This window comes from Nonomuraea sp. NPDC049309, assembly GCF_043196965.1.
GTDB classification, from domain to species: domain Bacteria; phylum Actinomycetota; class Actinomycetes; order Streptosporangiales; family Streptosporangiaceae; genus Nonomuraea; species Nonomuraea fastidiosa.
The window spans coordinates 131,593-152,997 of the sequence record NZ_JBICSH010000002.1 but is presented as its reverse complement, the minus strand read 5'-3'; the positions used below and the strand labels follow the sequence as shown (position 1 = coordinate 152,997).

General features: G+C 72.6%; 16 protein-coding genes. 7 read left to right on the top strand and 9 right to left on the bottom strand.

Annotation, left to right across the window (positions count from 1 at the left end):
- Nucleotides 1-101 precede the first annotated feature (101 nt).
- Nucleotides 102-4,241 carry an FtsK/SpoIIIE domain-containing protein gene (locus tag ACGFIM_RS14455; protein WP_393200075.1) on the bottom strand — a complete coding sequence of 1,380 codons (4,140 nt, stop codon included), beginning with the start codon at nt 4,239-4,241 and terminating at the stop codon, nt 102-104.
- 211 nt (nt 4,242-4,452) lie between these two features.
- Between ACGFIM_RS14455 and ACGFIM_RS14450 the strand changes: the two genes are divergently transcribed.
- Together ACGFIM_RS14450 and ACGFIM_RS14445 are read left to right on the top strand one after the other, a co-directional pair.
- Nucleotides 4,453-4,950 (top strand): sigma-70 family RNA polymerase sigma factor, encoded by a 498-nt coding sequence (locus ACGFIM_RS14450; protein ID WP_393202552.1) that lies wholly within the window; start codon nt 4,453-4,455, stop codon nt 4,948-4,950.
- 34 nt (nt 4,951-4,984) lie between these two features.
- Complete coding sequence (locus ACGFIM_RS14445; protein ID WP_393200073.1) at nt 4,985-5,683, top strand: zf-HC2 domain-containing protein; 699 nt, start codon at nt 4,985-4,987, stop codon at nt 5,681-5,683.
- Between the two features lie 151 nt (nt 5,684-5,834).
- On the opposite strand, the gene ACGFIM_RS14440 is transcribed toward ACGFIM_RS14445, so the two are convergent.
- From ACGFIM_RS14440 to ACGFIM_RS14420, 5 genes are all read right to left on the bottom strand, one after another.
- The gene (locus ACGFIM_RS14440; RefSeq protein ID WP_393200071.1) at nt 5,835-8,273 is read right to left on the bottom strand and encodes a hypothetical protein; all 2,439 of its coding nucleotides are present in this window, start codon (nt 8,271-8,273) and stop codon (nt 5,835-5,837) included.
- The gene (locus ACGFIM_RS14435; RefSeq protein WP_393200069.1) at nt 8,270-9,985 is read right to left on the bottom strand and encodes an ABC transporter permease subunit; all 1,716 of its coding nucleotides are present in this window, start codon (nt 9,983-9,985) and stop codon (nt 8,270-8,272) included. Before ACGFIM_RS14435 ends, ACGFIM_RS14440 begins: the two co-directional genes overlap by 4 nt.
- A 66-nt stretch (nt 9,986-10,051) precedes the next feature.
- Nucleotides 10,052-11,284, bottom strand: a complete 1,233-nt coding sequence (locus ACGFIM_RS14430) for a hypothetical protein (RefSeq protein WP_393200067.1) — start codon at nt 11,282-11,284, stop codon at nt 10,052-10,054.
- Nucleotides 11,268-11,909 (bottom strand): ATP-binding cassette domain-containing protein, encoded by a 642-nt coding sequence (locus ACGFIM_RS14425; RefSeq protein ID WP_393200065.1) that lies wholly within the window; start codon nt 11,907-11,909, stop codon nt 11,268-11,270. The genes ACGFIM_RS14430 and ACGFIM_RS14425 overlap by 17 nt, the downstream gene beginning before the upstream one ends.
- A gap of 120 nt (nt 11,910-12,029) precedes the next feature.
- Nucleotides 12,030-12,641 carry a dienelactone hydrolase family protein gene (locus tag ACGFIM_RS14420; protein WP_393200063.1) on the bottom strand — a complete coding sequence of 204 codons (612 nt, stop codon included), beginning with the start codon at nt 12,639-12,641 and terminating at the stop codon, nt 12,030-12,032.
- 81 nt (nt 12,642-12,722) lie between these two features.
- Between ACGFIM_RS14420 and ACGFIM_RS14415 the strand changes: the two genes are divergently transcribed.
- Nucleotides 12,723-13,400, top strand: a complete 678-nt coding sequence (locus ACGFIM_RS14415; protein WP_393200061.1) for a hypothetical protein — start codon at nt 12,723-12,725, stop codon at nt 13,398-13,400.
- On the opposite strand, the gene ACGFIM_RS14410 is transcribed toward ACGFIM_RS14415, so the two are convergent.
- From ACGFIM_RS14410 to ACGFIM_RS14400, 3 genes are all read right to left on the bottom strand, one after another.
- Complete coding sequence (locus ACGFIM_RS14410; protein ID WP_393200059.1) at nt 13,378-13,746, bottom strand: hypothetical protein; 369 nt, start codon at nt 13,744-13,746, stop codon at nt 13,378-13,380. The two genes, ACGFIM_RS14415 and ACGFIM_RS14410, sit on opposite strands and share 23 nt — an antisense overlap.
- A 651-nt stretch (nt 13,747-14,397) precedes the next feature.
- Nucleotides 14,398-17,850, bottom strand: coding sequence for a tetratricopeptide repeat protein (locus ACGFIM_RS14405; protein WP_393200057.1), 3,453 nt, complete (start codon nt 17,848-17,850; stop codon nt 14,398-14,400).
- 151 nt (nt 17,851-18,001) lie between these two features.
- Entirely contained in the window at nt 18,002-18,709 is a 708-nt protein-coding gene (locus ACGFIM_RS14400; RefSeq protein WP_393200055.1) for a response regulator transcription factor, read from the bottom strand.
- Between the two features lie 175 nt (nt 18,710-18,884).
- On the opposite strand from ACGFIM_RS14400, the gene ACGFIM_RS14395 reads away from it, so the two are divergent.
- From ACGFIM_RS14395 to ACGFIM_RS14380, 4 genes are all read left to right on the top strand, one after another.
- A complete protein-coding gene (locus tag ACGFIM_RS14395) occupies nt 18,885-19,136 on the top strand; it encodes a MoaD/ThiS family protein (protein ID WP_393200053.1) in 252 nt (83 codons plus the stop codon).
- An 84-nt stretch (nt 19,137-19,220) separates the two neighbouring features.
- Entirely contained in the window at nt 19,221-19,886 is a 666-nt protein-coding gene (locus tag ACGFIM_RS14390) for a DUF2993 domain-containing protein (protein WP_393200051.1), read from the top strand.
- Between the two features lie 37 nt (nt 19,887-19,923).
- Nucleotides 19,924-20,436 (top strand): sigma-70 family RNA polymerase sigma factor, encoded by a 513-nt coding sequence (locus ACGFIM_RS14385; RefSeq protein ID WP_393200049.1) that lies wholly within the window; start codon nt 19,924-19,926, stop codon nt 20,434-20,436.
- Entirely contained in the window at nt 20,436-21,356 is a 921-nt protein-coding gene (locus tag ACGFIM_RS14380; protein WP_393202550.1) for a zf-HC2 domain-containing protein, read from the top strand. Before ACGFIM_RS14385 ends, ACGFIM_RS14380 begins: the two co-directional genes overlap by 1 nt.
- The last annotated feature ends 49 nt before the right edge of the window (nt 21,357-21,405 follow it).

Below are 21,405 nucleotides of genomic sequence, written 5' to 3'. Positions count from 1 at the left end.
GTATGATTCCCTTCGCTTCCCCCTTGATAACAAAAAATCACTCGCCCGGACAGAATGTCGTGGAAAAATCTGCGTTTCCGGATTGTGCCGGGAAAAGGGTGTCACGGGTGCGGGAACGCGGTGAGCTGGACGAGCTCCACGCGGCGGGCCACGGCCAGGTAGCCACGGCCGGACGGCCCGGTGAAGAACTGGTCGGGCTCCAGCGAGATCCCGTGCTCGCGGGCCTGCACCCGGTTCGCGGGCGTCAGCAGGATCCGTACGCCCGAGCGCAGCATCTCCGTCACCTCGCCCGCCAGGGAGCGCCGGTGGCCTTCGAGCAGCGGGGTCGCGTCACCGGCGAGCACCAGCGCGCGGCGGCCCAGCTCGGAGGGGGCGAGGATGTCCTGCAGCAGCGTGGGCAGCGTGTCGAAGCCCTGCTCCGCGGCCGTGATCGTGAGCTGGTCGAGGTCGTCGGCGACGACGGCGTACCGGTCGAGTCCCGCCACCGCCTCGCGCAGGTCGGCGTCCGCGAACGTGGTGCCGGTGAGCGCTCTGGCCCCGGGCAGCCGGACGAGCGGTGAGCGGGGCGGGGCGAGGGCCAGCACCGGGATGCCCTGGCCGAGCAGCATCGACGCGATCGCCAGCGCCGCCGTGCTGCGCCCCGACCCAGGCGGGCCCGACACCAGCACGAGGTGCGGCCCGGCGCCGAACAGGTCCAGCTCGACGGGCGTCACGTCCGGACCGCCCACGCCGACGGCCGTCCCCGGGAGGTCGCCGGGAGCGACGTGCGCGGGCAGCGGAGGGAAGGCGCGCGCAGAGGAACGGCCGTGCCGGGCCGGGATGCGGTCGGGCGGCAGGCAGATCTGCACGTGCAGGCCCGACGACGCCTCGATGGCCCGCCCCGGCAGCATCGGTGGCGAGACCATGGACGGCGACAGGTACGCCCGCCGCGTCTCCTCGCGCGGGAACGGCAGCAGCAGCCGCCGCGAGAACAGGTCGGGCGTCTTGCCGCGCAGCATGTCGTGCCCGCCCGCCGCCACCGTGTGCACGCCCACCGGCGGGCCGCCCGCCACGATGCCGCGCAGCGTGGCCAGCAGCGGCGTCTCGAAGAAGTCGGGGTCGCCGCGGTTCTCGAAGTACTCCCAGCCGTCGATCACCAGCACGATCGCGGGATCGTCCGGTGTGCGCGCCGTGCGGCGCCGCTCCACCTCGGCCGCCAGCCAGGTCACGATGCGCCGGATCCGGTCCGGTTCGTCTCCTCCGGCGACGGCGCCGCAGTGCGGCAGGTCCGCGTAGGCGGCGAGGCCCCCGGGCCGGTGCTCGATCACGTACAGCCACACGTAGTCGGGCGAGCAGCGGGCGGCCAGGCTGGAGATCAGCGTGCGGCAGAACGTCGTGCGGCCCGACTGCGGCCCGCCGGCCACCATCAGCCGCTCCGTCCCGCCCAGGTCCAGCGCCGCCGCGGGCTGCGCCTGGTGGTGCGGGTCGTCGGCCAGCCCGTACGGCACCCCGGGGAAGCCGTCGAGGACGTCGGAGTGGAGGGCGGCGGGCAGCGGCGGCAGCAGCGGGCGGAACGGCGGCTCGGCCCGCAGCCCGCGCGCCGCCTCGGCCACCGCCTCGATCGCGAGGTCCTGATCGGTACGCCCGGCGCGCGGCGCCTGCCTGACCTCCGGCCGGGGCAGCCCCACGGCGGGCCACGGCAGCAGCCGCGCGGTCGCCGGCGGCGGGCCGCTGGGCGGCGGATCGCCGAGGTAGCCGGTCTGGAAGAGCTGTGGTGTGCGCTGCTCGCCGCCCACCCGCATGATCATTCCCCGCCCGCGCAGCCGCGACGGGATGCCCGCCGCGTCGGGCACGCCCAGCACCTCGACGCTGTCGGACGGCTCGTTCTGGCGCAGTGTGATCCGCAGCGCGATGTTGTTCTTCAGCTCGGGCGAGAGCTTGCCCTGCAGCGACTGCGTGGCCAGCACCAGGTGCATGCCCAGGGAGCGGCCCTTGGCGGCCACGTTCACCAGCTCGCGCAGGAAGTCCGGCGAGGTCTCCAGCACGCGGGCGAACTCGTCGAACACCATCACCAGCCGGGGCAGCCGGCCGCCCGCCCGCCAGTAGGCGTCGATCTCGCCGCCGTACCGCGCCAGGACGGACTCCCTGCGGCGGACCTCCGCGCGTACGGAGGCGAGCACCCGCCGCGCCGCGCTCTCGTCGAACACGTCGGCGGCCGTGTCGCCGGTCGAGCGGATCAGCCCCACCACGTGCGGGCAGCGCTCGAACGGCAGGAACGCGCCGCCGCCCTTGAAGTCGACCAGCACCAGGTTCAGCTCGTCCGGCCGGTTGGCCAGCAGCAGCGCGGTGACCAGGGTCTGCAGCAGGATGCTCTTGCCCGCGCCGGTCGCGCCGCCGAGCATCGCGTGCGGCCCGTCGGCGGCGAGGTCCACCGTGACCGGGCCGGAGCCGTCGGCGCCGATGCACACCTCGGTCGTGGGGCCGGGCGCGGCGGCCCAGCGCGCGAGCACGTCGCGGGCGGTGAGGTGCGGCAGGCCCAGGACGTCGAGCAGGCGTACGGAGGCGGGGACGGCGCTGTCCGCCCTGGCCAGCGTGAGCCGGTCGCGCATGGGGGCCACCGCGCGGGCGATGCGCTCGGCCGACCGCATACCGAGCCCCTCGGGCTGCACCGGCACCGGCAGGCCGCGGCGGGCCCTGGTCAGCAGCATGCCGGTGCCGTCCAGCTCGCAGACGCCGCGGCACTCGTTCAGGCTGCGCTGGTCGGCGCAGATGACGTACACGCCGACCGACGGGCCCTGCCGCAGCACCTCCTTCATGCCGGGGATGTCGCGCAGCGCCCGCGCGCCGTCGAGGATCACGACGACCTCCTCGGCGAAGCGGCGCTCCCTCGCCTTGAGCCGCTCGGTGACCAGGTCCTTCAGCTCTTCGACGCGTTCCGCCCTGGTCTGCGGGGTGTTGCCCACCAGGCAGGGCACGGGGCCGTCCACGTTGAGGTGCGGCAGCCAGCGCGCCCAGGCCAAATGCTCGCCGCCGGACGCGGTGATCAGCACCACGCGCAGCTCGTCGGGCGCGCGCAACGTGCCGAGCTGGACCAGCAGCCAGCGCAGCAGCGCGTCCACCGGATCGGGCGGGCCGATCACCCCCAGCACGCCGATCTCCCGCAGGTCCACCGTCACCGGTACGCCGCGCAGCACCGGCGGGACGAAGCCCGGCCACGGCTCGCCGTCGAACGCGATCGTGGCGGGCTCGTCGGCCACCCCCACGCGCAGCGTCAGCCCGTCGGGGGAGTCGGCGTTGCGCGGCCACAGCCCGGGGCCCTCGTGGGTGGCGGCGAACGTCAGGTCCACCTCGTCGGGGGCGACCACGTGGCGCAGCCACTGCTCGCGTATGACGTGCCGCCTGATCAGCTCCATCGTGTGGCGTTTGCGCTGGTCGAACTCGCGCTCTTTCTTTCTGCGCTGCCGCCCCTCCACCCACTGCGTGGCGAAGAACGTGATCGGCGTGAGAATTCCGAACAGCAGAAAATACGGGCTCTGTAACAGGATCGCCATCGCGACGGAAATCGGCAGCGGCAGCAGCGAGGAAAGCAGCGCCACCGCGGTATTGCGCTGCGGCACGTCGTCGCGCGGCATCGTGATGCGCGCGGCCGGCACGGCGGGGGCGGGGGAGAAGGCCCGGTCGAAGTCGACGCGGCCGTCCCTGGCCCGGGTGGTGCGCAGCCTGGCGGGCGGCAGCGGCGCCCAGCGCAGCCGGTCGTCGCCCACCTGGAGCACCCCGTCGGGGCGCAGCGCGACCGGGCCGCGCACGTCCACCTCGTCCACCCGGGTGCCGTGGCGCGAGCCGAGATCGACGACCGTGGCCTCGCCGGTCCACGAGACGTCGATGCGGGCGTGCCGCCCGGACACCTTGGCGTCGCGCGGCAGGTCGATGTCGGCGTGCTCGCGGCCGATCAGGTGGCTGCCCGGGGTCAGCCAGACCACCCGTCCGGCGTCGGGGCCGGCGAAGACGCGGATCGCGCCCGCCGCCGACAGGGGCCGCCACGGCTGCGTACGCTCGGGCTCGCCGACGCTGATCGTGGCCCCGGGCACGAGCGGGCTGTCGGCGACGGTGGCGTCGGGGTCGAGCTTGCCGCTGCCCACGTAGCAGGGCCGGCCGTTGATGGGGAAGGGCAGCGCCCGCAGCAGTGAGCCGATGGGGGTCTCGGGCTCCGCCGTCACCTCGACGTCGGCGGCGGTGCCGGCCGCTGGATCGCGGATCGTCAAGCGAATGATCATAATCCCCTCTCCAGGGGACTGAAGCACGATTTAGCGGATTAATCTAGTTATGCGGCGAGGTTTGCAATTTACCTGACCTGGGCGCCGCTCCGTCGCTAGAGTGATATTTCCCAATATCGGCGTACCGAGTGCGGTATTTCATGATATCCGCAGCGCTAGGAGCCCGCCCGTGGTGAATCACCGCGTAACGGACGAGGCCATGGTCCGAGCCCTCTATCGCGAATACGGCGCCCCCCTCATGGCGTTCGCCATCAGGCTGACGGGCGGCGATCGCCGCTGGGCCGAGGACGTCGTCCAGGAGACGCTCGTACGGGCCTGGCGCAACCTCCACGATCTGCGTACGGAATCCGGTTCGCTGATGCCCTGGCTCGCGACCGTCGCCCGGCGCGTCGTCATCGACGACCGGCGCCGCAACAACGCCCGCCCCCTCGACACCGTCGAGGACATCTCCGATCGCGCCCAGCCCGTGGCCGCCGAGGACGAGCGGCTGCTGAGAGAGATCGTGATCACCGACGCGATGATGTCGCTCTCCCCGGCGCACCGGCAGGTCCTCACCGAGACGTTCCTCCTGGACCGCTCGCTCCAGGAGGCGGCGGAGACGATCGGCGTGCCCGTCGGCACGGTGAAGTCCCGCGTGTACTACGCCATGCGCGCCTTACGGGTCGCGCTGGAGGAAAGGGGGGTGACGCTGCCGTGACAAAGGTGCGTCACGATGACAGGGGGGTGGCGCCATGACTGAGGTACATCACGAGGACGTGGCCGCGTACGCGCTGGGCCTGCTCGAAGGGGACGAGCGGGACGCCTTCGAACGCCATCTGCTCGGCTGCCGGATCTGTTCTGCCGAGGTGGACTCGTTCGCCGCCATGGGGGAGCTCATCAGGGGGGTCCATCCGGACGACCTGCTGCCGCAGCCGCCGGACCCGCAGGTCGAATCGCTCCTCGTCCGCCGCGCCGCCGCCGAGCGGCGCCGCAGGAGCCTGCACCGCGCGTTCATGACGGCCGCCGCCTGCGTGCTCGTCGCGGCCGGCGTCTATCTCGGTTTCAACGCCACGGTGGGCAGCGGCCCCGATCCCGACAGCATCCACAGCCCGGCCCGCGCGCTGCTCATGACCGGCAAGACGTACTCCGTCACCGACCCGGCCACCGGCGTGTCCGGGGTCGTCGGCCTGGAGGACAAGGGCTGGGGCACCCACGTCGCGCTGGAGCTGAAGGGCGTCAAGGGGCCGCTGCAGTGCCGGCTCATGGCGGTGGGCGACGACGGCCGCTCCGAGGTGGTGGCGAGCTGGGGCGTCCCGGAGAAGGGGTACGGCGTGCCCGGCGCGCCCGACCCGCTGCTCCTGCACGGCGCCACCAGCCTGCCCCAGGACGACATCAACCACTTCACCATCCAGACCTTCGACGGCAGGACGCTGGCAACGGTGCCGGTCTGACCGTCATGTCCCGCGTCAGGCACACGATCCACGGCCGGTCGTAAGGCCGTCGCCGCCGGGCCGGTCACCGGCAAGGGGCGAGCGCGTCGTCGGAGGACTTCGTGAGCCGTGACCGGGCGGCACCGGCCGGGCCCCGGCCGGTGCCGCCCGGTCACGGGCCCTCCGCGGCCTCCCTGGGTTCGAGCAGCTCGCGCAGCACCTTGACCTGCTGGGGCTCCGCGGCCCCCTGCCACGGCGCCAGGGCCTGCACCCCCTTCTCGCGGTGTTCGCCCGCCTGCTCCGGCTGCAACCTGCTCAGGTGCAGATGCGCCAGCGCCCTGCTCACCCCGGTCGGCGGCAGATCCTTCAGCGCCTCCGCGAGCAGCGCCGCCACCTCGGCCGGTTTGTGCTTCGGGTCCTCCAGCAGGAACCCGGCCCGGTGCACCTTGCAGCGCCCGAGCCCGGTCCTGTCCACCTTCCGGTCGCGTCTCTCACCGATGAGCGGGTTCTCGTCCGACTTCCCGTAGAGCGCCTCGGCCTCCAGCAGGTGCTGCTCGGCGTCGTGGCGCTGGCCGAGGAAGTGGTGGGCGAGACCGAGCAGCTCGTGGGCGTGCGCCTGCGTCCCCTCGTCGCGGGCCTGCTGCGCCAGGTTGAGCGCCTGGTACAGCACGATCCTGGCGTTGATGTACAGCCGCCGCGCCTCGGCGGCGGCCTCCTCGCGGGCGGCCTGCTCGGCCTCGCGATCGACCGGCTCCTGGGCGTCGCCGTCGTCCTCGGGCTGCTCGGCACCCGGCACGCCCGGCATGACCCGCGTCTGTCCCTTGCGCATGAGCAGCGCGGCCACGTTGGTCAGCCGGACGGCCTGCCCCAGGACGTCGCTGCGGCCCAGCGCCTGGCCGTACTGGACGAGCCTGGACTCGACGGTCTGGTAGTCGTCGCCCTCCGCCAGCAGCAGCGTCGCGTACGCCAGATGCTGCTCCGCGGGCCCCTGCTCGGCCCCGCCGTGCAGCTGCGCCGCCTTGTTGAAGTGCTGCTGCGCCTCGCGCACCTTGCCGACCGCGAGCAGCAGCGAGCACTGGCGCAGCTCCGCCGTCGCCTGCAGCTGCTCGTCTCCGAGCGTCTCGGCGGCCTCGGCCAGGAGCTGCGCCGTCTCCAGCCGGTCCTGATGGCGTCCTTCGAAGCGGTACCAGGTGTCCAGAGCGTCCCCGATCGTGGCCAGCGCGCCGGCGGTCTCAGGGTCCGGCGTCCTGGACTCCAGCACCTGCTGCAGCACCTGGTCCTCCACCGCGAACCAGTCCTTGGCGTCCTGGGCGTCGGGCAGCCGCCGGGCGTTCTCGGCGGCGTGCCCGGCGAAGTGCTCCACCAGCCGCCGCCACGCCGCCACCTGGCTCGGCGAGCGCCCCGCCGCCTCGGCCACGCCGCTGTCGCGGAACGTCCTCAGCACCCGTACGCGCTTGCGCCGCACCTGCTCCACGAGGCCCATGTCGATCAGCTCGTCTATCGCGTCGTCGGCGGACGGCACGCCGAGCAGCGCCGCGACGGCCTCGCAGTCCAGCTCGGCGATCGGGAGCTCGGCCAGCAGCGCGAACACCTGCTTGGCCGTGGGCTTGAGCTGGTCGAAGCTGCGCTTGAGCACGAAATCGAGAGTCTCCGCGATGTCCAGCCCCTGCAAGTCGTTCACGATGGTCTGCAGGGATATGCGGCGGTTGCGGGCCAGCCAGGAGCCGACCCTGACCAGCTCGCGCGGGTGACCCATGCAGGCATTGGCGAGCACTTCCAGCGCCTGCGGCTCGCGGCGGGCCCGCTCGTCGCGGATGTGCCTGGCCAGCAGGGCCTGCCTGGCCCGCTCGTCCAGCGGTTCGAGCTCGATGTACGCGACGGGCGCATCGGACGGAATGCCCGCGAGCGTCCCCGCGACGATGATGTACGCCTCCGGCACCCGCTGCGGCAGCCAGGCGATCTGGGCGTACGAGCTGACGTTGTCCAGCAGCAGGACGCGATGCGTGCCCTTGAGCGCGTTGGCCACCTTCTCGGTGGCGTCGGACGCCTCCTGGATCTCGCCGGGCTTGAGGCCGAGGATGCGCAGCACGCGCTGGGCCACGCTGAACGGAGTCTCCGGGCGGTCCTTGTCGGCGCCGCGCAGGTCGGCGTAGAGCGGCTCGCTTCCCTTCTCCGCCAGGTCCCACGCGGCCCTGACGGCGACGGCGGACGTGCCGATCCCGACGCTGCCGTGCACGCCGAGGATGCTTCTCGTCGCCGCCAGCCTCGTGAGCCGCTCCAGATCCGCGTCCCGGCCCACCAGCTCCTCCACCGGCTCGGGGACCAGGGAGTCCTCCTGCTGCGACGGGTCGATGCGGCTGCGGCGCATCCGGCCCTTGATCGCCCCGGCCGCGACCGGCAGCACGACCACGGACACGGCCATCAGCGCGATCAGCACCCCGGTCGGCAGCCCGCCGAGAAGCTGTTTGATCAGCTCTTCCTGGAGGATCAGGATCGTGCCGCTCACCGTCAGGGCTCCGCCGACGCCCAGCTCGGCCCGATGCGCGGCGGCCTTCCTGCGGACCCGCGCGGTCCAGGCGCTGAAGCGGTCCCAGCGCGAAAGCTCCGTCATCGCCGCACTCCTCGCGTGAGCCCCTGGTAGAGCAGGCGCGCGGTCACCGCGACGACCAGCACCGGCACCACCGTGGCCAGCACCGCCTGGGCCGCCAGCGGGCTCACCGCGCTCATGAAGTGGCGGGCCTGCTCCAGCAGGATCAGCGGCAGATGGTCGCCGGACGGCCAGTTGAGCAGCAGGCCGACGACCGCGTCGTTCCAGACCAGGACGAACACCACCACCCCGGCCAGCACCACGGCGGGGCGGGCCTCGCGGACGTAGTGGAACAGCTCCCACCGGTCCCGCGCGAGCATCGGCGCGGGCACCCGGACGAACGCGTTGTGCAGCACCACCACCGCGAGCGGCAGCACCAGCGCCGCGTGCACCACGGTCAGCACCGGCACCGTGCCGATCGGGCTCAGCACCTGCTGCAGCGGCACCGCGAACGCCTGCGGCGGCAGCACCGCCAGCGCCACCGCGACCAGCAGCACCATCTGCCAGGTGCGGCGGGGCAGCAGGTGCTCGTGCGCCAGCACGTACGCCGCCGGCACCGCGGCCAGCAGCACCACGGCGACCACGGTGACGGCCCGCACGAACGTGGTGCCGAGCGCGCCGGTGAACGCGCTGTCGGTCAGCGCCTCCGTGTACGAGCCGAGCGTCCACGGCTCGCCGTTCCACCACCCGGTCTGCGCCGCCGCGACCGGGTCGCGCAGCGAGGTGATGAGCAGCGCCGCGAACGGCAGCAGCCACAGCACCGACACCGCGCCGCCGAGCGGCCAGAGCCACCGGGCCCGGTGGGCGGACGGACGCCGGGAAGGAGCGGAGTCGCCCCAGGTCACCCGCCCGCGCAGGCCGAACAGCGCGGGCGCGGCGAGCGCGGCGACCAGCAGGGACATCAGCACGGCGAGCGCGGCGGCCCCGGCGTAGCCCAGGTCGTCGTTGTGCCGCCACCAGTAGAGGCCGCCGCCTTCGACCAGCGCCTGCATCGAGCCCGGCGCGCCCATGAGCACCAGGTCGAACACGCGGGCCGCGAAGACGAGCGCGAACAGGTACGCGAGCGAGGCCGGGCGGGCCAGCGTGGGCAGCGCCACGGTCCACAGCCGTCCCCACCGGTTCACGCCGAAGGCCCTGGCCACCCGCAGCAGGTTCGCCGGCAGCCTGCTCAGGGCCTGGTGGAAGACGAGGAACGCGACCCCGGCGTACTGCCAGACGAAGGCCGAGCCGAGCACCAGCCAGATCCAGCCGGGCCCGAGGAAGGCGATGTCCTGGCCGAGCAGGGCGGCGGCCACGCCGCGCTCGTGGCTGGTGTCGTACAGCAGCCGGAAGACCGCGCCCGTGGTGAGCGGTGACACGACGGCGGGCAGCACCAGGATGATCCGCATGACCAGGCCGAGCGCGGGGCCCGCGTTCCTGGCCAGCCAGGCCAGGCCGAGCCCGACCGCGCACACCACCACGACGAGCAGCCACCAGATGAGCATGTTGCCGATCGCCTGCCAGGCGCCCGCGTCGGTCAGCACCTCCTGCCACGCGCCGGGCCGGGAGAAGCTGATGAGCACGGTCGCGATCAGCGGGATCAGGATCACGCCGGCCGACAGCAGCACCGCGAGCAGCAGGTAGAGCACCGCACGCCAGCGGCTGATGCCCTGCGGTTTCACCGGCACCCCGGCGTCGGGGTGCGGGGCCACCTCGAACAGGAAGGCGTCAGGCCCGGCGTTGTCGCTCACGCTCATCGTGCGTTCACCTCGCACTGGACGGCGTTGCCTTCGTCGGTCATCACGCGGTCACCTCATACGGACTCATCGGGCCGAGCCCTTCGCGAGGCCGGTCAGGATCTTCTCGCGCGCGTCCAGGGCCGCGCTCCGCGGCGTGGCCGTGCCCGCGGCGACGTCGCTGAACAGCTCGGTGAGCACCCGCCACAGCCCGCGCCCGTCGCCGCCCTCCAGGCGGCCGATCAGCCGGTCGGACAGGTCGTAGCGCAGGCCTTCGCTGCGCCGCAGTGCCAGCGCGGGCTCGCGCAGCAGCGGCTGCGTCGGGTCGCGGTACGGGGTCAGGAAGCCGCCCTCGTCCACCCATTCGGTCAGCGCGTCGCGCGTGTTACCGCGCGGTCTGGTCAGCCACTCCACGAAGTCGAGCGCGTCGCGCCCGCCCCGCTTCATCGCCACCGCGACGTCACCGCCGACCACCAGGGGCGGCGGCCCGCCCGCGTCGCCGGGGAAGCGGAAGTGGCCGGCCACGTCGAGGCCGGCGTAGCGCTGGATGACGGGGAGCGCGAAGTCGGGCGCGGCCACGACGTCGGCGGTGCGGTAGCGGAAGACGTCGAGTATCGAGTCGTGGAACTGCAGGGTCAGCGCGCGCCTGCCCTGCTCGGGGGTGAACGCCTCGCGCCAGAGCGAGGCCAGCGTCTCCAGCGCGTCGGACACCTCGCGCCTCGCCCACCAGTCGGGATCGCCGCGCGTCGCCGAGGCGAAGAGGCCGTCGTACACCTCGGGGGCCATGGAGAGCAGGACGTTCTCGAACCAGTCGCTGAGCACCCACCCGTCGGCCGCGCCGATGGCCACCGTTCCTGGCCGGGGATGCCAGGCGGTCAGGCTCGCGGGGGCGTGCCGCTCGCCTTTGCGGTGCCAGACGAGCGACTTGTAGGCGAGCTTGAACCAGGCGCCCAGCTCGGGCCCGCCCTCCTCGGGGGTCACCAGCCGCCGCCAGAACTCCGGCTGGACGTGCCCGAACTCCCTGGGCTGGATGCGCGGGCGCACGACGGGGTCGAACAGCAGGCCGAGCCGGGGGATGACGGCCACGTCGGGGATGACGTTCTCGGCGGGGCCGCGCAGCAGCGCGCTGATGTTGTCGCCGGCCGAGTAGACGCTCACCGGCCGGCGGGAATGGGCGACGTAGGCGTCCACCACGCGCAGGAAGCGCTGTAACTCGTCGCCGCTCCACACCACCGCGACCCGCAGCGGCGGCTGGCCGGCGCAGCCCGCGGCGGCCACGGCCGGCACGGCCAGCAGGAACGCCCTACGACTGATCGGCATCGGTGATCTCCAGCAAGTCCGATGACGAGGCGAGGCTGGCCACCCGCGTGCGGTCGTCGGTGACGATGAGCACGGTCAGCCGGTGATCTTCACTGAGTGCCCGGTTGACCGCTCCGTGGCACGGCTCGACCCCCGTACGGTCCTCGATCACCACCACTTTCGTCGTCACCGGCCGGCACAGGACCCGCGCGAGCGCGACCGTCAGCCGGTCTTCGTGGCCGAGCTGGTGTGGTTTGTCGTCCATGCGGCCGTCGATGTGCAGCCTCTTGCTGACGAAGCCGACACGGCCGTGCGACAGCGGCGCGAGCTCCCTGCGCGCCTGTGCGGCCAGCTCCAGGTTGCGCCTGATCGTCAGGTGCGGCAGCAGGCCGCCGCCCGCGGGCACCAGCCCGATCTCGCGTTCGGCCGTGGGCATGCCGGTGATGTCCTCGCCGTCGAGAAGGATCCGGCCGGCGACCGGCTCTGCCAGCCCGAGCAGGACGTCGGTGAACGCCTCGCCTTCCTCGGAGTCGCGGGCCACCACGACCGCCGCCTTGTTCTCGTTGAGCTTCAGCGGATCGGGTGACAGGCGTCGCCGGACTCCGTGGGCCTCCCAGATGAGACCGTCGATCTCCAGCAGGGACACGTCTGTAACCGTTCGTCAGGTCGGGAAGTGATCCGTCCCTGACGTTCGCATAAACAACGATCTACTTCAACGAACCAACGCGGCTTCTGCTGGTGTTTGCGATTGAACGCCGGAAATCTTTCATTTGCTGGCGGGCCGAACAGCGCGAAAGTGCGTGACGAACCACTCGCGTGCATGATCGGCCACCGCGTCCAGCGCGCCCGGCTCCTCGAACAGGTGCGTGGCCCCCGGCACCACCACGATCCGGTTCTCGGCGCGCAGCCGCCGCTGCGCCTCCTTGTTCAGCGCCACCACCACCGGATCCCGGCCGCCCACGATGAGCAGCGTCGGGGCGCGCACCGCGGCGAGCCGGTCGCCGGCCAGGTCGGGACGCCCGCCGCGCGAGACGATCGCGGCGACCTCGTTGCCCGGCTCGGCCGCCGCCCACAGCGCCGCCGCCGCTCCCGTGCTCGCGCCGAAGTAGCCGATCGGCAGCCCCGCCGTCTCCGGTTGCTCGCGCACCCGCGCCGTACGCTCGAGCAGCCGCCCCGCCAGCAGCTCGATGTCGAACACGTTCGCCCGGTCGAACTCCTCCTCCGGAGTCAGCAGGTCGAACAGCAGCGTGCCGAGGCCGCCCTCGTTGAGCGCCCCGGCCACGTACCGGTTGCGCGGGCTGTGCCGGCTGCTGCCGCTGCCGTGGACGAAGACCACCACGCCGAGGGCGGCGTCAGGAACGACCAGATCCCCCGTCATCTCTCACCCTCCCCTCACCGCGACCTGCCGCTACCCGGTTACACCCGGCTCTATCGCCCCGTACGTTGGCATACTGGGCGGATGTCCGATTTCGCGGAGTTCCGGGAGCGGGGGAGGGCCGCTCTGCTGGCCGGCGAGGCCACCCATGACGTGCCCATGACGGAGGGGCGGCAGCGCTGGGGCGCGGCGGCCGTGCTGCGGCCCTCGGGTGAGGTCGTCCAGCGGCTGACGGAGCTGGCGGCCACCGTGCATGCCCCCGGTCACTGGGTGCACGGCGGCCCCGCCCTGCACGTCACGCTCAGGTCGCTGGAGCCGTACCGGAGCGTGATCCCGCAGGACGACCCGCTGCGTCGCGCGTACGGCGAGGCGCTGGCCGAGGCCGCCGACGGGCTGCCGCCCGCCTGGGTCTACCTCGCGGGCGTCGCGCCGCACCGGGGCGGCGTCCTGGTGGGCGCGCACCCCGTGGACGAGACGCTGGAGACGCTGCACAAGCGCTTCGCCGCGAACCTTGCGTCGCGGGGCGTGCGCGACCTGGAGCACGGACGGGTCCGCGACCGCTGGTACATCAGCCTCGTCCACTTCGCCGCGCCCCTGACGAACGCCGAGGAGATCGTCGCCTGGTGCGACGCCCACGCGGACGCCGACGTCGGCCTGGCCGAGCTGCCGGCGGCGGAGATCGTCCAGTACGTCCACACCGGCTCGGCGATCAGGGTCGACCGCCTGGAGCTCGCCCCGCTCACCTCATCACCAGGCCGATGACGAAGTGGAGCAGGTGCCAGGCCACGTACGCGCTGAGCGAGGCGAACGCCCACTCCTTGCCCAGCCTGATCCGCGCGACCCAGCGCAGCTCCTCGGCCGGCTCCCGGCGCGCCCGCAGCGTCCTCGTGACGAAGTACGCCGAGACGAGCCACGCGCCCCCCGACCCCAAGATCAGCGCGGCCGAGAGCGCGAGCAGCAGCGGCGACGGCGACGCGCCCGGCCCGCCGGAGAGCTGGTACGTCCAGGCCGCGAGCAGCCCGGCGAGCATCGCGACGGTGATCCGCCGGTCCTTACGCGCCTGTCGCTTGAGCCACTGAAGGTCGCGCCGCAGATGGTTCTTGAGCATCCGGATCACCTCCGTGTCGTCGATTCGGCCGGTGAGTCCAGGTAACGACAAGCTCAGAGGAAGATCTGCGACCTTAGTACGGCGATTTTCCGACTTTTGTCGGTATTTCGGGTTGAAGCCGGAGCGATTCCCGTCCAAAGCCGGACTTCGCCCGCACCGAAGCCATGCCACCTCCCGTCAGAACCCCCACAACTTCCACCCGCCCCCCACACCCCCTGCCCACCCCGCCCCTCGCACCCCGCCCCTCGCACCCCGCGCCTCGCGCCTTTGCGTCTTGCGCCCCGTGCCTTGCGTGGCACTCCGCGCCCCGCCCCTCGCACCCCACGGCGCGCCTCGCGCTTTTGCGTCTTGCGCCCCGTGCCTTGCGCCGCACTTCGCGCGCTTTCCTACCTGTGAGGCGCCTCGCGTCCACGCCTCCTCGCCCAACGCCCGCGATGGTGCCGGTGAGGTGCGGAGACGCGTGGCGCGGAAGGCGAAAGCACGGGGGCGCGTGGCGCAGCGCGCGATGCGGAGGCGAGAGCGGAGACCCGCGCGCGGTCGCGGCGGTCGTGGGGGCCGCGAAGGTGTGAGGTGCTGCAAGCGGGGGGCGCTGCGAGCGGGGGTGCGAGGTCACCCGGGTGGGCGGGGCGCAGGTGGTGCTGGGCCGAGGGGTCAGGCGTGCAGCCGGAGCTCCTCGGCGGCGCGGTGCGCCTCCACCAGGTCGCCGACCTCTTCGAGCGTGTGCACGGCCTCCTTCAGGTACCTGACCGCCTCCTCCTGCCGCCCCATCCGGGCGGCGATGAGGCCGAGCGCCCGCGCCGCGCACCCGAGGTCGCGCCGCGTGCCGCACTCCTGGTGCACGTCCCTGGCCTGGCGCGCGTACGGCAGCGCCTCTTCGGCCCGGTCGAGGTCGAGCAGGATCATGGCGAGCGTGGTCAGGGCCGCCGCCCAGCGGTCGCGCGTGCCGCTCTCGTGCTGCAGCTCGACGGCCTCCCGCGCGGGGTCGAGCGCCGCGGCGGGCCGTCCGGCGGCGTGCAGCGCCTGCGCCACCGACAGCAGCGCGCTCGCCCGGTTGTCGCGCAGCTCTTCCCTGATCGCCAGCGCCGACTCGGCCGCGCGCAGCGCGTACCGGTGCAACCCCAGCGACAGGTACGTGTAGGCGAGCGTCTCCTGCACGTCGGCCTCGGCCCGCCGGATGTTCTTGCCCTGCACGATGTCGAGGGCCTCCAGCGCGTACGTGAACGCCACCTGCGGCTTGCCCTGCCGCCGCCGCACCCGCGCGAGACGGTTGAGCATGCGCGCCTCGACCGGCTCGTCCCTGATCATCCTGCTGATGGCCAGCGCCTGGTTGAGGTAGTCGTCGGCGCGCCGGTAGTCGGCGAGCCGCCAGTGGACGAGCCCGATCTCGCCGAGCGTCTCGGCCCTGCCCTGCTCGTGGTGCAGCTCGTTCTGCACGGTCAGGGCCTGCTCGTAGTAGGACAGCGCCTCGTCGTAGCGCGAGCCGTTGCGCGCGATGCGGCCGAGCGCGCACAGGGTGCGGCCGCAGCCGTACTGGTCGCCGGTCGCCGTGTAGCCGGCGAGCGCGCGTTCGGCGTCGCGCCTGGCGTCGTGCGGCAGCCGCAGCAGGTCGTAGATCTCGGCGAGGCAGAGCAGCGTCTCGGCCTCGGCGTGCTCGTCGCCCAAGTCGTGGCAGATCGACAGCGCCTCCAGGCCCTCCGACAGCGCGGCGTTCGGCTCGTCCAGGTTGCGCTGCACGGTGGCCAGGATGATCAGGCTCTGCGCGGTGCCGCGCCGGTCGCCCAGCTCTTCGCGTACGTCGAGGGCCTGGCCCGCGTACTGCAGCGCCAGCTCGTAGCGCTCCTGCGACAGGTGCAGCCGGGAGAGCGTGTGCAGGCATTTCGCCACCCCCGACCGGTCGCCGATCTCCATGTACAGGGCGAGCGCCTCGGCGGCGTGGCGCAGCGCCTGTTCGCTGTTGCCGGCGATGCCGTGCACCTCGGCCAGGTCGTTGAGCGCCCGCGCCTGGCCCTCGCGGTCGCCCAGCGCGACGTGGTCGGCCAGGGCCTCGCCGATGAACCTGGCCGCGAGCGTGGACGGCCCGATGTCGCGGTGGATCGAGCCGAGGTTGCCGCGCATGAGCGCGATGGCCGCGCGGTTGCTCACCTGCATGGCCGAGGCCAGCCCGCCCTGCTGGACCTCCAGGTTGTTCTCGTAGTAACGCAGCCGCCTGAACGGCTCGAACACCGCGGCCGCCAGCCGCCAGGCCATGCCGTGCGCGCCGCTCTCCCCGGCCAACCGCACGGCGGAGACCAGCGAGCGCCGCTCGGCCTCGAACCACTCGGCGGGCGTGTCCGGGTCGGAGGCCACCGCCAGGTAGTGGTCGAGCAGCCGCGCCCTGGCCTCGCGCACGCCGGCCTCGGCGTGCCTGCCCAGCTCCCGCGCCAGCCGCTTGACCAGGTCGTGCACCCGGTAGCGCGATCCGGGCAGCGGCTCGACCAGGTACGCACGGTGCAGCCCGGCCAGCGCGGCGACCGCCTCGTCCACCGGCACGCCGAGCGCCGCCGCCAGCACCTCGGGCGTGAAGTCGCGCCCCGGCAGCAGCCCCACGTGGCGGAAGGCCCGCCGCTGCGCCGGGCTCAGCGACTCGTACGCGAGGTCGAGCGCCGACCTGAACGCCTCCTCGGGGTCGCCCACCAGCAGCCGGTCGGGTTTGCGCAGCTCCTCGACCCGCCCGCGCACGCTCAGCCCGGGGTTCTCGGCGAGTTTGGCGGCCGAGATCCGCAGCGCGAACGGGTGGTAGAAGCACACTCGCGCCAGCTCGGCCAGCGCGTCCCTGTCGGCCGCCTGCGGCGAGTCCTCGCCCAGCACGGCGACCAGCAGCGCCACCGCGTTGCCCGGGTCGAGCACCTGCAGATCCAGCAGGTCGGCGTGGCCGGTGGCGCGCAGCGGCGCCATCCGCGTCCTGCTGGTCACCAGCACCACGCAGTCCTTGCTGCCCGGCAGCAGCGCGCGCACCTGGGCGGCGTCGGCGGCGTTGTCGAGGACGAGCAGCAGCCGCCGCCCGGCGATCCTGCTGCGATACAGCAGCATCAGCTCGGCCTCGTCCGAGGCCGGCATGTGCTCGCCGACGCCGAGCGAGCGCAGGATCTGCCCGAGCGCCTCGGCGACGGTCATCGGCGGCTGGCTCGGCGACTGGCCGCGCAGGTCGATGAAGATCTGCCCGTCGGGGAACCGGCCGGCGTGCAGGTGCGCCCAGTGGGTCACCAGCGCGGTCTTGCCGACGCCAGGGAGGCCCTGCACGACCATCGTGTTGGGGCGCCGCGGCCGGTCGAGCCATTCGGTCAGCAGGTCGAGGCTCTGCTGCCGGCCGGTGAAGTCGGGCACGTCGGCGGGGAGCTGGCGCGGCTTGGGCATTTCGCGTACGGGGATCTGGCTGCCCGGCTCGGGACCGCCCGGCCGGGTCAGGAACGGCGTCACCCGCCCCCGCCAGGGCGCCGACAGGTGCTCCCAGCTGCCGGCGGCGGCCCGCAGCGCGACCGGGTCGGCGATGTGCAGCCGGCGGTAGCCGGTCCTGACCAGCCAGCGCCGCTGCACCCATTGGTTGACCTGGCGCTGCACCACGTCGGACGAGCTGCCCACCAGGTCGGCCAGCGTCTCCATGGACAGCGGCGGCGCGGACTCCGACGCGAGCCCGTAGCGCTCGTCCAAATGCAGCAGCCAGACGGCGAGCCGGGCGGCGACCGGCGCGCGGGCCAGCGCCTCGTGCCTGCGGGCGGCGAGGTTGCGCGCGAACAGCTCCTGCACCAGCGCGGTCGCCACGGCGGGGGCCGCCGCGGCCTGCTCGCGCAGCCGGCGCAGGTCGATGGGCCAGGCGCGGACCTCGGTGAGCGCGTCCGCCTTGACCCGGTCGGCGGGGCTCCAGAAGGCCAGCTCGCCGACGAGGTCGCCGCCGCCGCGCAGGTCGTGGACGACCTCGCGCTCTCCGGCCGGGATGTACTCGCGGGCGTAGCCGTAGTCGATCAGGTAAACGCAGTGGGCGGGCCGCAACGGCGAGCACATCGTCTCGTTACGGTGGAAGACGTGCGGGCGGGCGCCCTCGTCGACCAGCGCTTCGAACAGACCCACCGTGACACCACACCCCGGATGGGACGGCGGTGTCCCCGACATGACAGGCAGCAACAGCCTGCGCGACGACCTGTCACATCAGTTGACGACAGCGTGCTGCCGCTGTCAATCCGGATCTGCGGGGATGATCCGGAAAGTCAGACCCGGGCGATCAGACGCTGGCCGACTCGGCCTTGTCGTTCTCGGCGCGGTCGGGCACGAAGCGGTAGCCGACGTTGCGGACCGTTCCGATCAGCGACTCGTACTCGGTGCCGAGCTTGGCGCGCAGCCGCCGCACGTGGACGTCGACCGTCCTGGTGCCGCCGAAGTAGTCGTAGCCCCACACCTCCTGCAGCAGCTGGGCGCGGGTGAAGACCCTGCCGGGGTGCTGGGCGAGGTACTTCAGCAGCTCGAACTCCTTGAAGGTGAGGTCGAGCACGCGTCCGCGCAGCCGCGCGGTGTAGGTGGCCTCGTCGATCGACAGGTCGCCGCTGCGGATCTCGTCGGGCACATCCTCGGCCGCCTGCTGCGAGATGCGGCCGGTGGCCATGCGCAGCCGGGCCTCCACCTCGGCCGGGCCCGCGCTGTCGAGCAGCACGTCGTCAACGCCCCATTCGGCGGTCATCGCTGCCAGTCCGCCTTCGGTGACGATGACCAGGAGCGGGCAGTCGATGCCGGTGGTGCGGATCAGCCGGCACAGGCTCTTGGCCTGCACGAGCTCCTTGCGGGCGTCCACGAGAACGGCGTCCGCGGGCGGCGTGTCGATGAGCGCGGAGGCCTCGGCGGGCGCGACGCGAACCGAGTGGAGCAGCAACCCCAGCGCCGGAAGCACCTCGGAGGACGGCTCGAGGGCGTTGGTCAGCAGGAGCAGGTTGCTCATTACGGCCTCCTCAAACACACAAGGACCCGGGGGCTACGTCGCCCGAGTCCTGTAGGTGAGGATATCCCACGAGTAAGTCGCGTCCATTGCGCGTCCAACAGGTGAACAGCGCGTCTCCTGAAACAAGCTCGTTAAGGGCGGCGCACAATTAGATTGAACCGATTGTGAGGAAGGCATGGCCACAGGAAAGATACGTTATTGGGCGGCGGCCAAGGATGCCGCGGGCGTCGCGGAAGAGCCGTTCGACGCGGTCACTCTTGGTGAACTCATGACGAAAATCACACAGAATCGTGCCGAACTGGCGCGGGTGGTCCGCCGCTGCTCTTTCCTGGTGGACGGCTCTCCGGTGGGCAAGCGCGCCCACGATCAGGTGATTCTCGCCGACGGCGCGACCGTCGAGGTGCTGCCGCCCTTCGCCGGCGGCTGATCCGCACGTGAACGCGTGCTCGTCGAGGGAATGAGTCAAATCGGATCGGTAGGCTCTTGACCCCCGCTCGCGACAAGGAGCCCCATGCGCAAGCTGATCGTTTCGCTGATCGTGCTCATCATTCTCCTTGTCGCCGCCGACAGGGTCGCGGTCGCAGGGGTCGAGCGCGACCTCGCCAACAGGATCGCCGCCTCCGCCGACCTGTCCGGCACCCCCACGGTGACCATTAAGGGCATCCCCTTTCTCACTCAGGCGTTCTCGGGCCGCTATCCCGAGGTCGAGTTCGATCTCGGCACGTTCACCTACGGCGGCGTGCCGATCAGGAATCTGCACGGGGCGGCGTACGACGTGACGGCCCCGCTGGCCGGGATCCTGCAGAACCGCCCCGACATCAGGGCCGGGCGCGTCGCCGTCACCGGCACGATCAGCAGGGCGACCATCGACAAGTTCGCACCCCAGGGCGTCAAGATCGGCGGCAACGGCGACAGGCTCACCGCGTCGGGCGAGGTGACGGTGGGGGTCCAGAAGGTGAAGTTCAACGCCGAGGTGCGGGTCGAGCTGGCGGACGGAGGCATCAGGGTCCAGGCGGAGAAGATCGAGGGTGTGCCCGACCAGGTCGCCCGCATGGTCTCCTACACGATCCCGTTCAAGGGGAAGCTGCCCTTCGACGTGAAGGTGACCAGCGTCGAGAGCGTGCCGGACGGGCTCAGGCTCTCGGCGGAAGCGACGAACGTGCCGATCCGTGGATGAGCGTGAACCGTCGCGCCCCCGCGTACGTGATGAGGACGTGACAGCAGCGGACACCGCCGACGAGGAACTCGTGAGGACCCTCTTCGACGAGCACGCTGGGCCGCTCTACGGCTATGTCCTGCGGCTGACCGGCGACTCCGGCAGGGCCGAGGACGTCGTCCAGGAGACCCTGCTCCGGGCCTGGCGGCATCCCGAGGCCATGTCGGGCCGGTCGATCAGGGCGTGGCTGTTCACGGTGGCCCGTAATCTCGTCGTGGACCAGCACCGCGCCAGGAAGGCCAGGCCGCCGGAGACCGGCGACGAGGCGCTTTCCGTCCTGCCGGCCGACGACGAGCTCGAGCGCGCGGTCGAGTCGTGGGCGGTGGCCGAGGCGCTCGCCGCGCTGCGGCCCGAGCACCGCGACGTGCTGCTGGAGGTCTACTACCGGGGGCGATCGGTGAAGGAGGCGTCGGCGACGCTGGGCATTCCGCCGGGCACGGTCAAGTCCCGTACGTACTACGCGTTGCGCGCCCTGAAGCTGGCGCTCGAAGAACGGGGGCTCGCACCGTGATGACCTGCGAGGAGGTCCGGATCGCGCTCGGCGCGCACGCCCTGGGCGCGCTCGATCCGGAGGAGGCGCTGGAGATCGACAACCACCTGGCCACCTGCGAGGCGTGCGGCGCCGAGCTGGAGGAGCTCGCGGGGGTGACGACGTTCCTCGGCAAGGTGTCCGAGCGCGACGTCGAGGTGGTGAGCAGCCCCCCGCGCCAGGTGCTCGACCGGCTGCTGAACGACCGCGCCAAGCGGTCGCGCCGCGGCCGGATCCTGGCCGCGGTCGCGGCCTGCGCGGCGGTGCTCGTGGTGGGCGGCACGGTCTGGACGGCGGTCCAGGCCCGGCAGGCGGCCGAGACGTCCGCCGCGCACCCGGTGGCGCAGTCCCAGCGGTCCGCGGAGTCCGCCGAGCCCGGTGACGCCGCGCCCCGGGTGCTCGCCGAGCAGGACGCGCCCGAGTCCGGCCGCGCGGAACGCGACGCCGGCGCGCCGAGCTCCGCAGAGCCGCGTAACGTGCGGCCCAGCCCGTCGCGCGCCGCCCCGACCGAGCAGCCGTACGGGCAGGCCGCCACGCCGGCGCCCGAGCAGGCCGAGAAGAGCGCGTCGCCGCTGCGGCGCAAGGCCATGGAGGGCCGCGAGTTCAGCGGCGCCAACAAGGCCGACGGCTACGGCGCCACGGTGCAGGCACTGCCCGGCGACGGCGGCACCGAGCTTGGCGTGCGCGTCACCGGCATCCCGGTCGGCACCACCTGCTCCCTCGTCGCGGTCGGCGGCGACGGGCGGCGCGAGGCCACCGAGAGCTGGACGATCGGCCCCGACACCTACCGCGACAAGACCGTCTTCTCGCGGCGGACGTCGATGGCGATGGACGAGATCGCCCGGTTCGAGATCCTCGACGCGTCGGGCAGGCTGCTGGTCGAGGTCCCGGTGCGGAAGTGACCGCGCGCCCGCGCCGCCGGTGGATCCGGTGTGCGGGAAGCAAACACGG

What these genes read in the sequence shown, in the direction of transcription:
- ACGFIM_RS14440 (WP_393200071.1), bottom strand. Translation starts at nt 8,273, where the DNA reads ATGACGGAGCTTTCGCGCTGGGACCGCTTCAGCGCCTGGACCGCGCGG.
- ACGFIM_RS14395 (WP_393200053.1), top strand. Translation starts at nt 18,885, where the DNA reads ATGGCCACAGGAAAGATACGTTATTGGGCGGCGGCCAAGGATGCCGCG.
- ACGFIM_RS14390 (WP_393200051.1), top strand. Translation starts at nt 19,221, where the DNA reads ATGCGCAAGCTGATCGTTTCGCTGATCGTGCTCATCATTCTCCTTGTC.
- ACGFIM_RS14420 (WP_393200063.1), bottom strand. Translation starts at nt 12,641, where the DNA reads ATGACGGGGGATCTGGTCGTTCCTGACGCCGCCCTCGGCGTGGTGGTC.
- ACGFIM_RS14410 (WP_393200059.1), bottom strand. Translation starts at nt 13,746, where the DNA reads ATGCTCAAGAACCATCTGCGGCGCGACCTTCAGTGGCTCAAGCGACAG.
- ACGFIM_RS14430 (WP_393200067.1), bottom strand. Translation starts at nt 11,284, where the DNA reads ATGCCGATCAGTCGTAGGGCGTTCCTGCTGGCCGTGCCGGCCGTGGCC.
- ACGFIM_RS14400 (WP_393200055.1), bottom strand. Translation starts at nt 18,709, where the DNA reads ATGAGCAACCTGCTCCTGCTGACCAACGCCCTCGAGCCGTCCTCCGAG.
- ACGFIM_RS14450 (WP_393202552.1), top strand. Translation starts at nt 4,453, where the DNA reads ATGGTCCGAGCCCTCTATCGCGAATACGGCGCCCCCCTCATGGCGTTC.
- ACGFIM_RS14380 (WP_393202550.1), top strand. Translation starts at nt 20,436, where the DNA reads ATGACCTGCGAGGAGGTCCGGATCGCGCTCGGCGCGCACGCCCTGGGC.
- ACGFIM_RS14445 (WP_393200073.1), top strand. Translation starts at nt 4,985, where the DNA reads ATGACTGAGGTACATCACGAGGACGTGGCCGCGTACGCGCTGGGCCTG.
- ACGFIM_RS14415 (WP_393200061.1), top strand. Translation starts at nt 12,723, where the DNA reads ATGTCCGATTTCGCGGAGTTCCGGGAGCGGGGGAGGGCCGCTCTGCTG.
- ACGFIM_RS14435 (WP_393200069.1), bottom strand. Translation starts at nt 9,985, where the DNA reads ATGAGCGTGAGCGACAACGCCGGGCCTGACGCCTTCCTGTTCGAGGTG.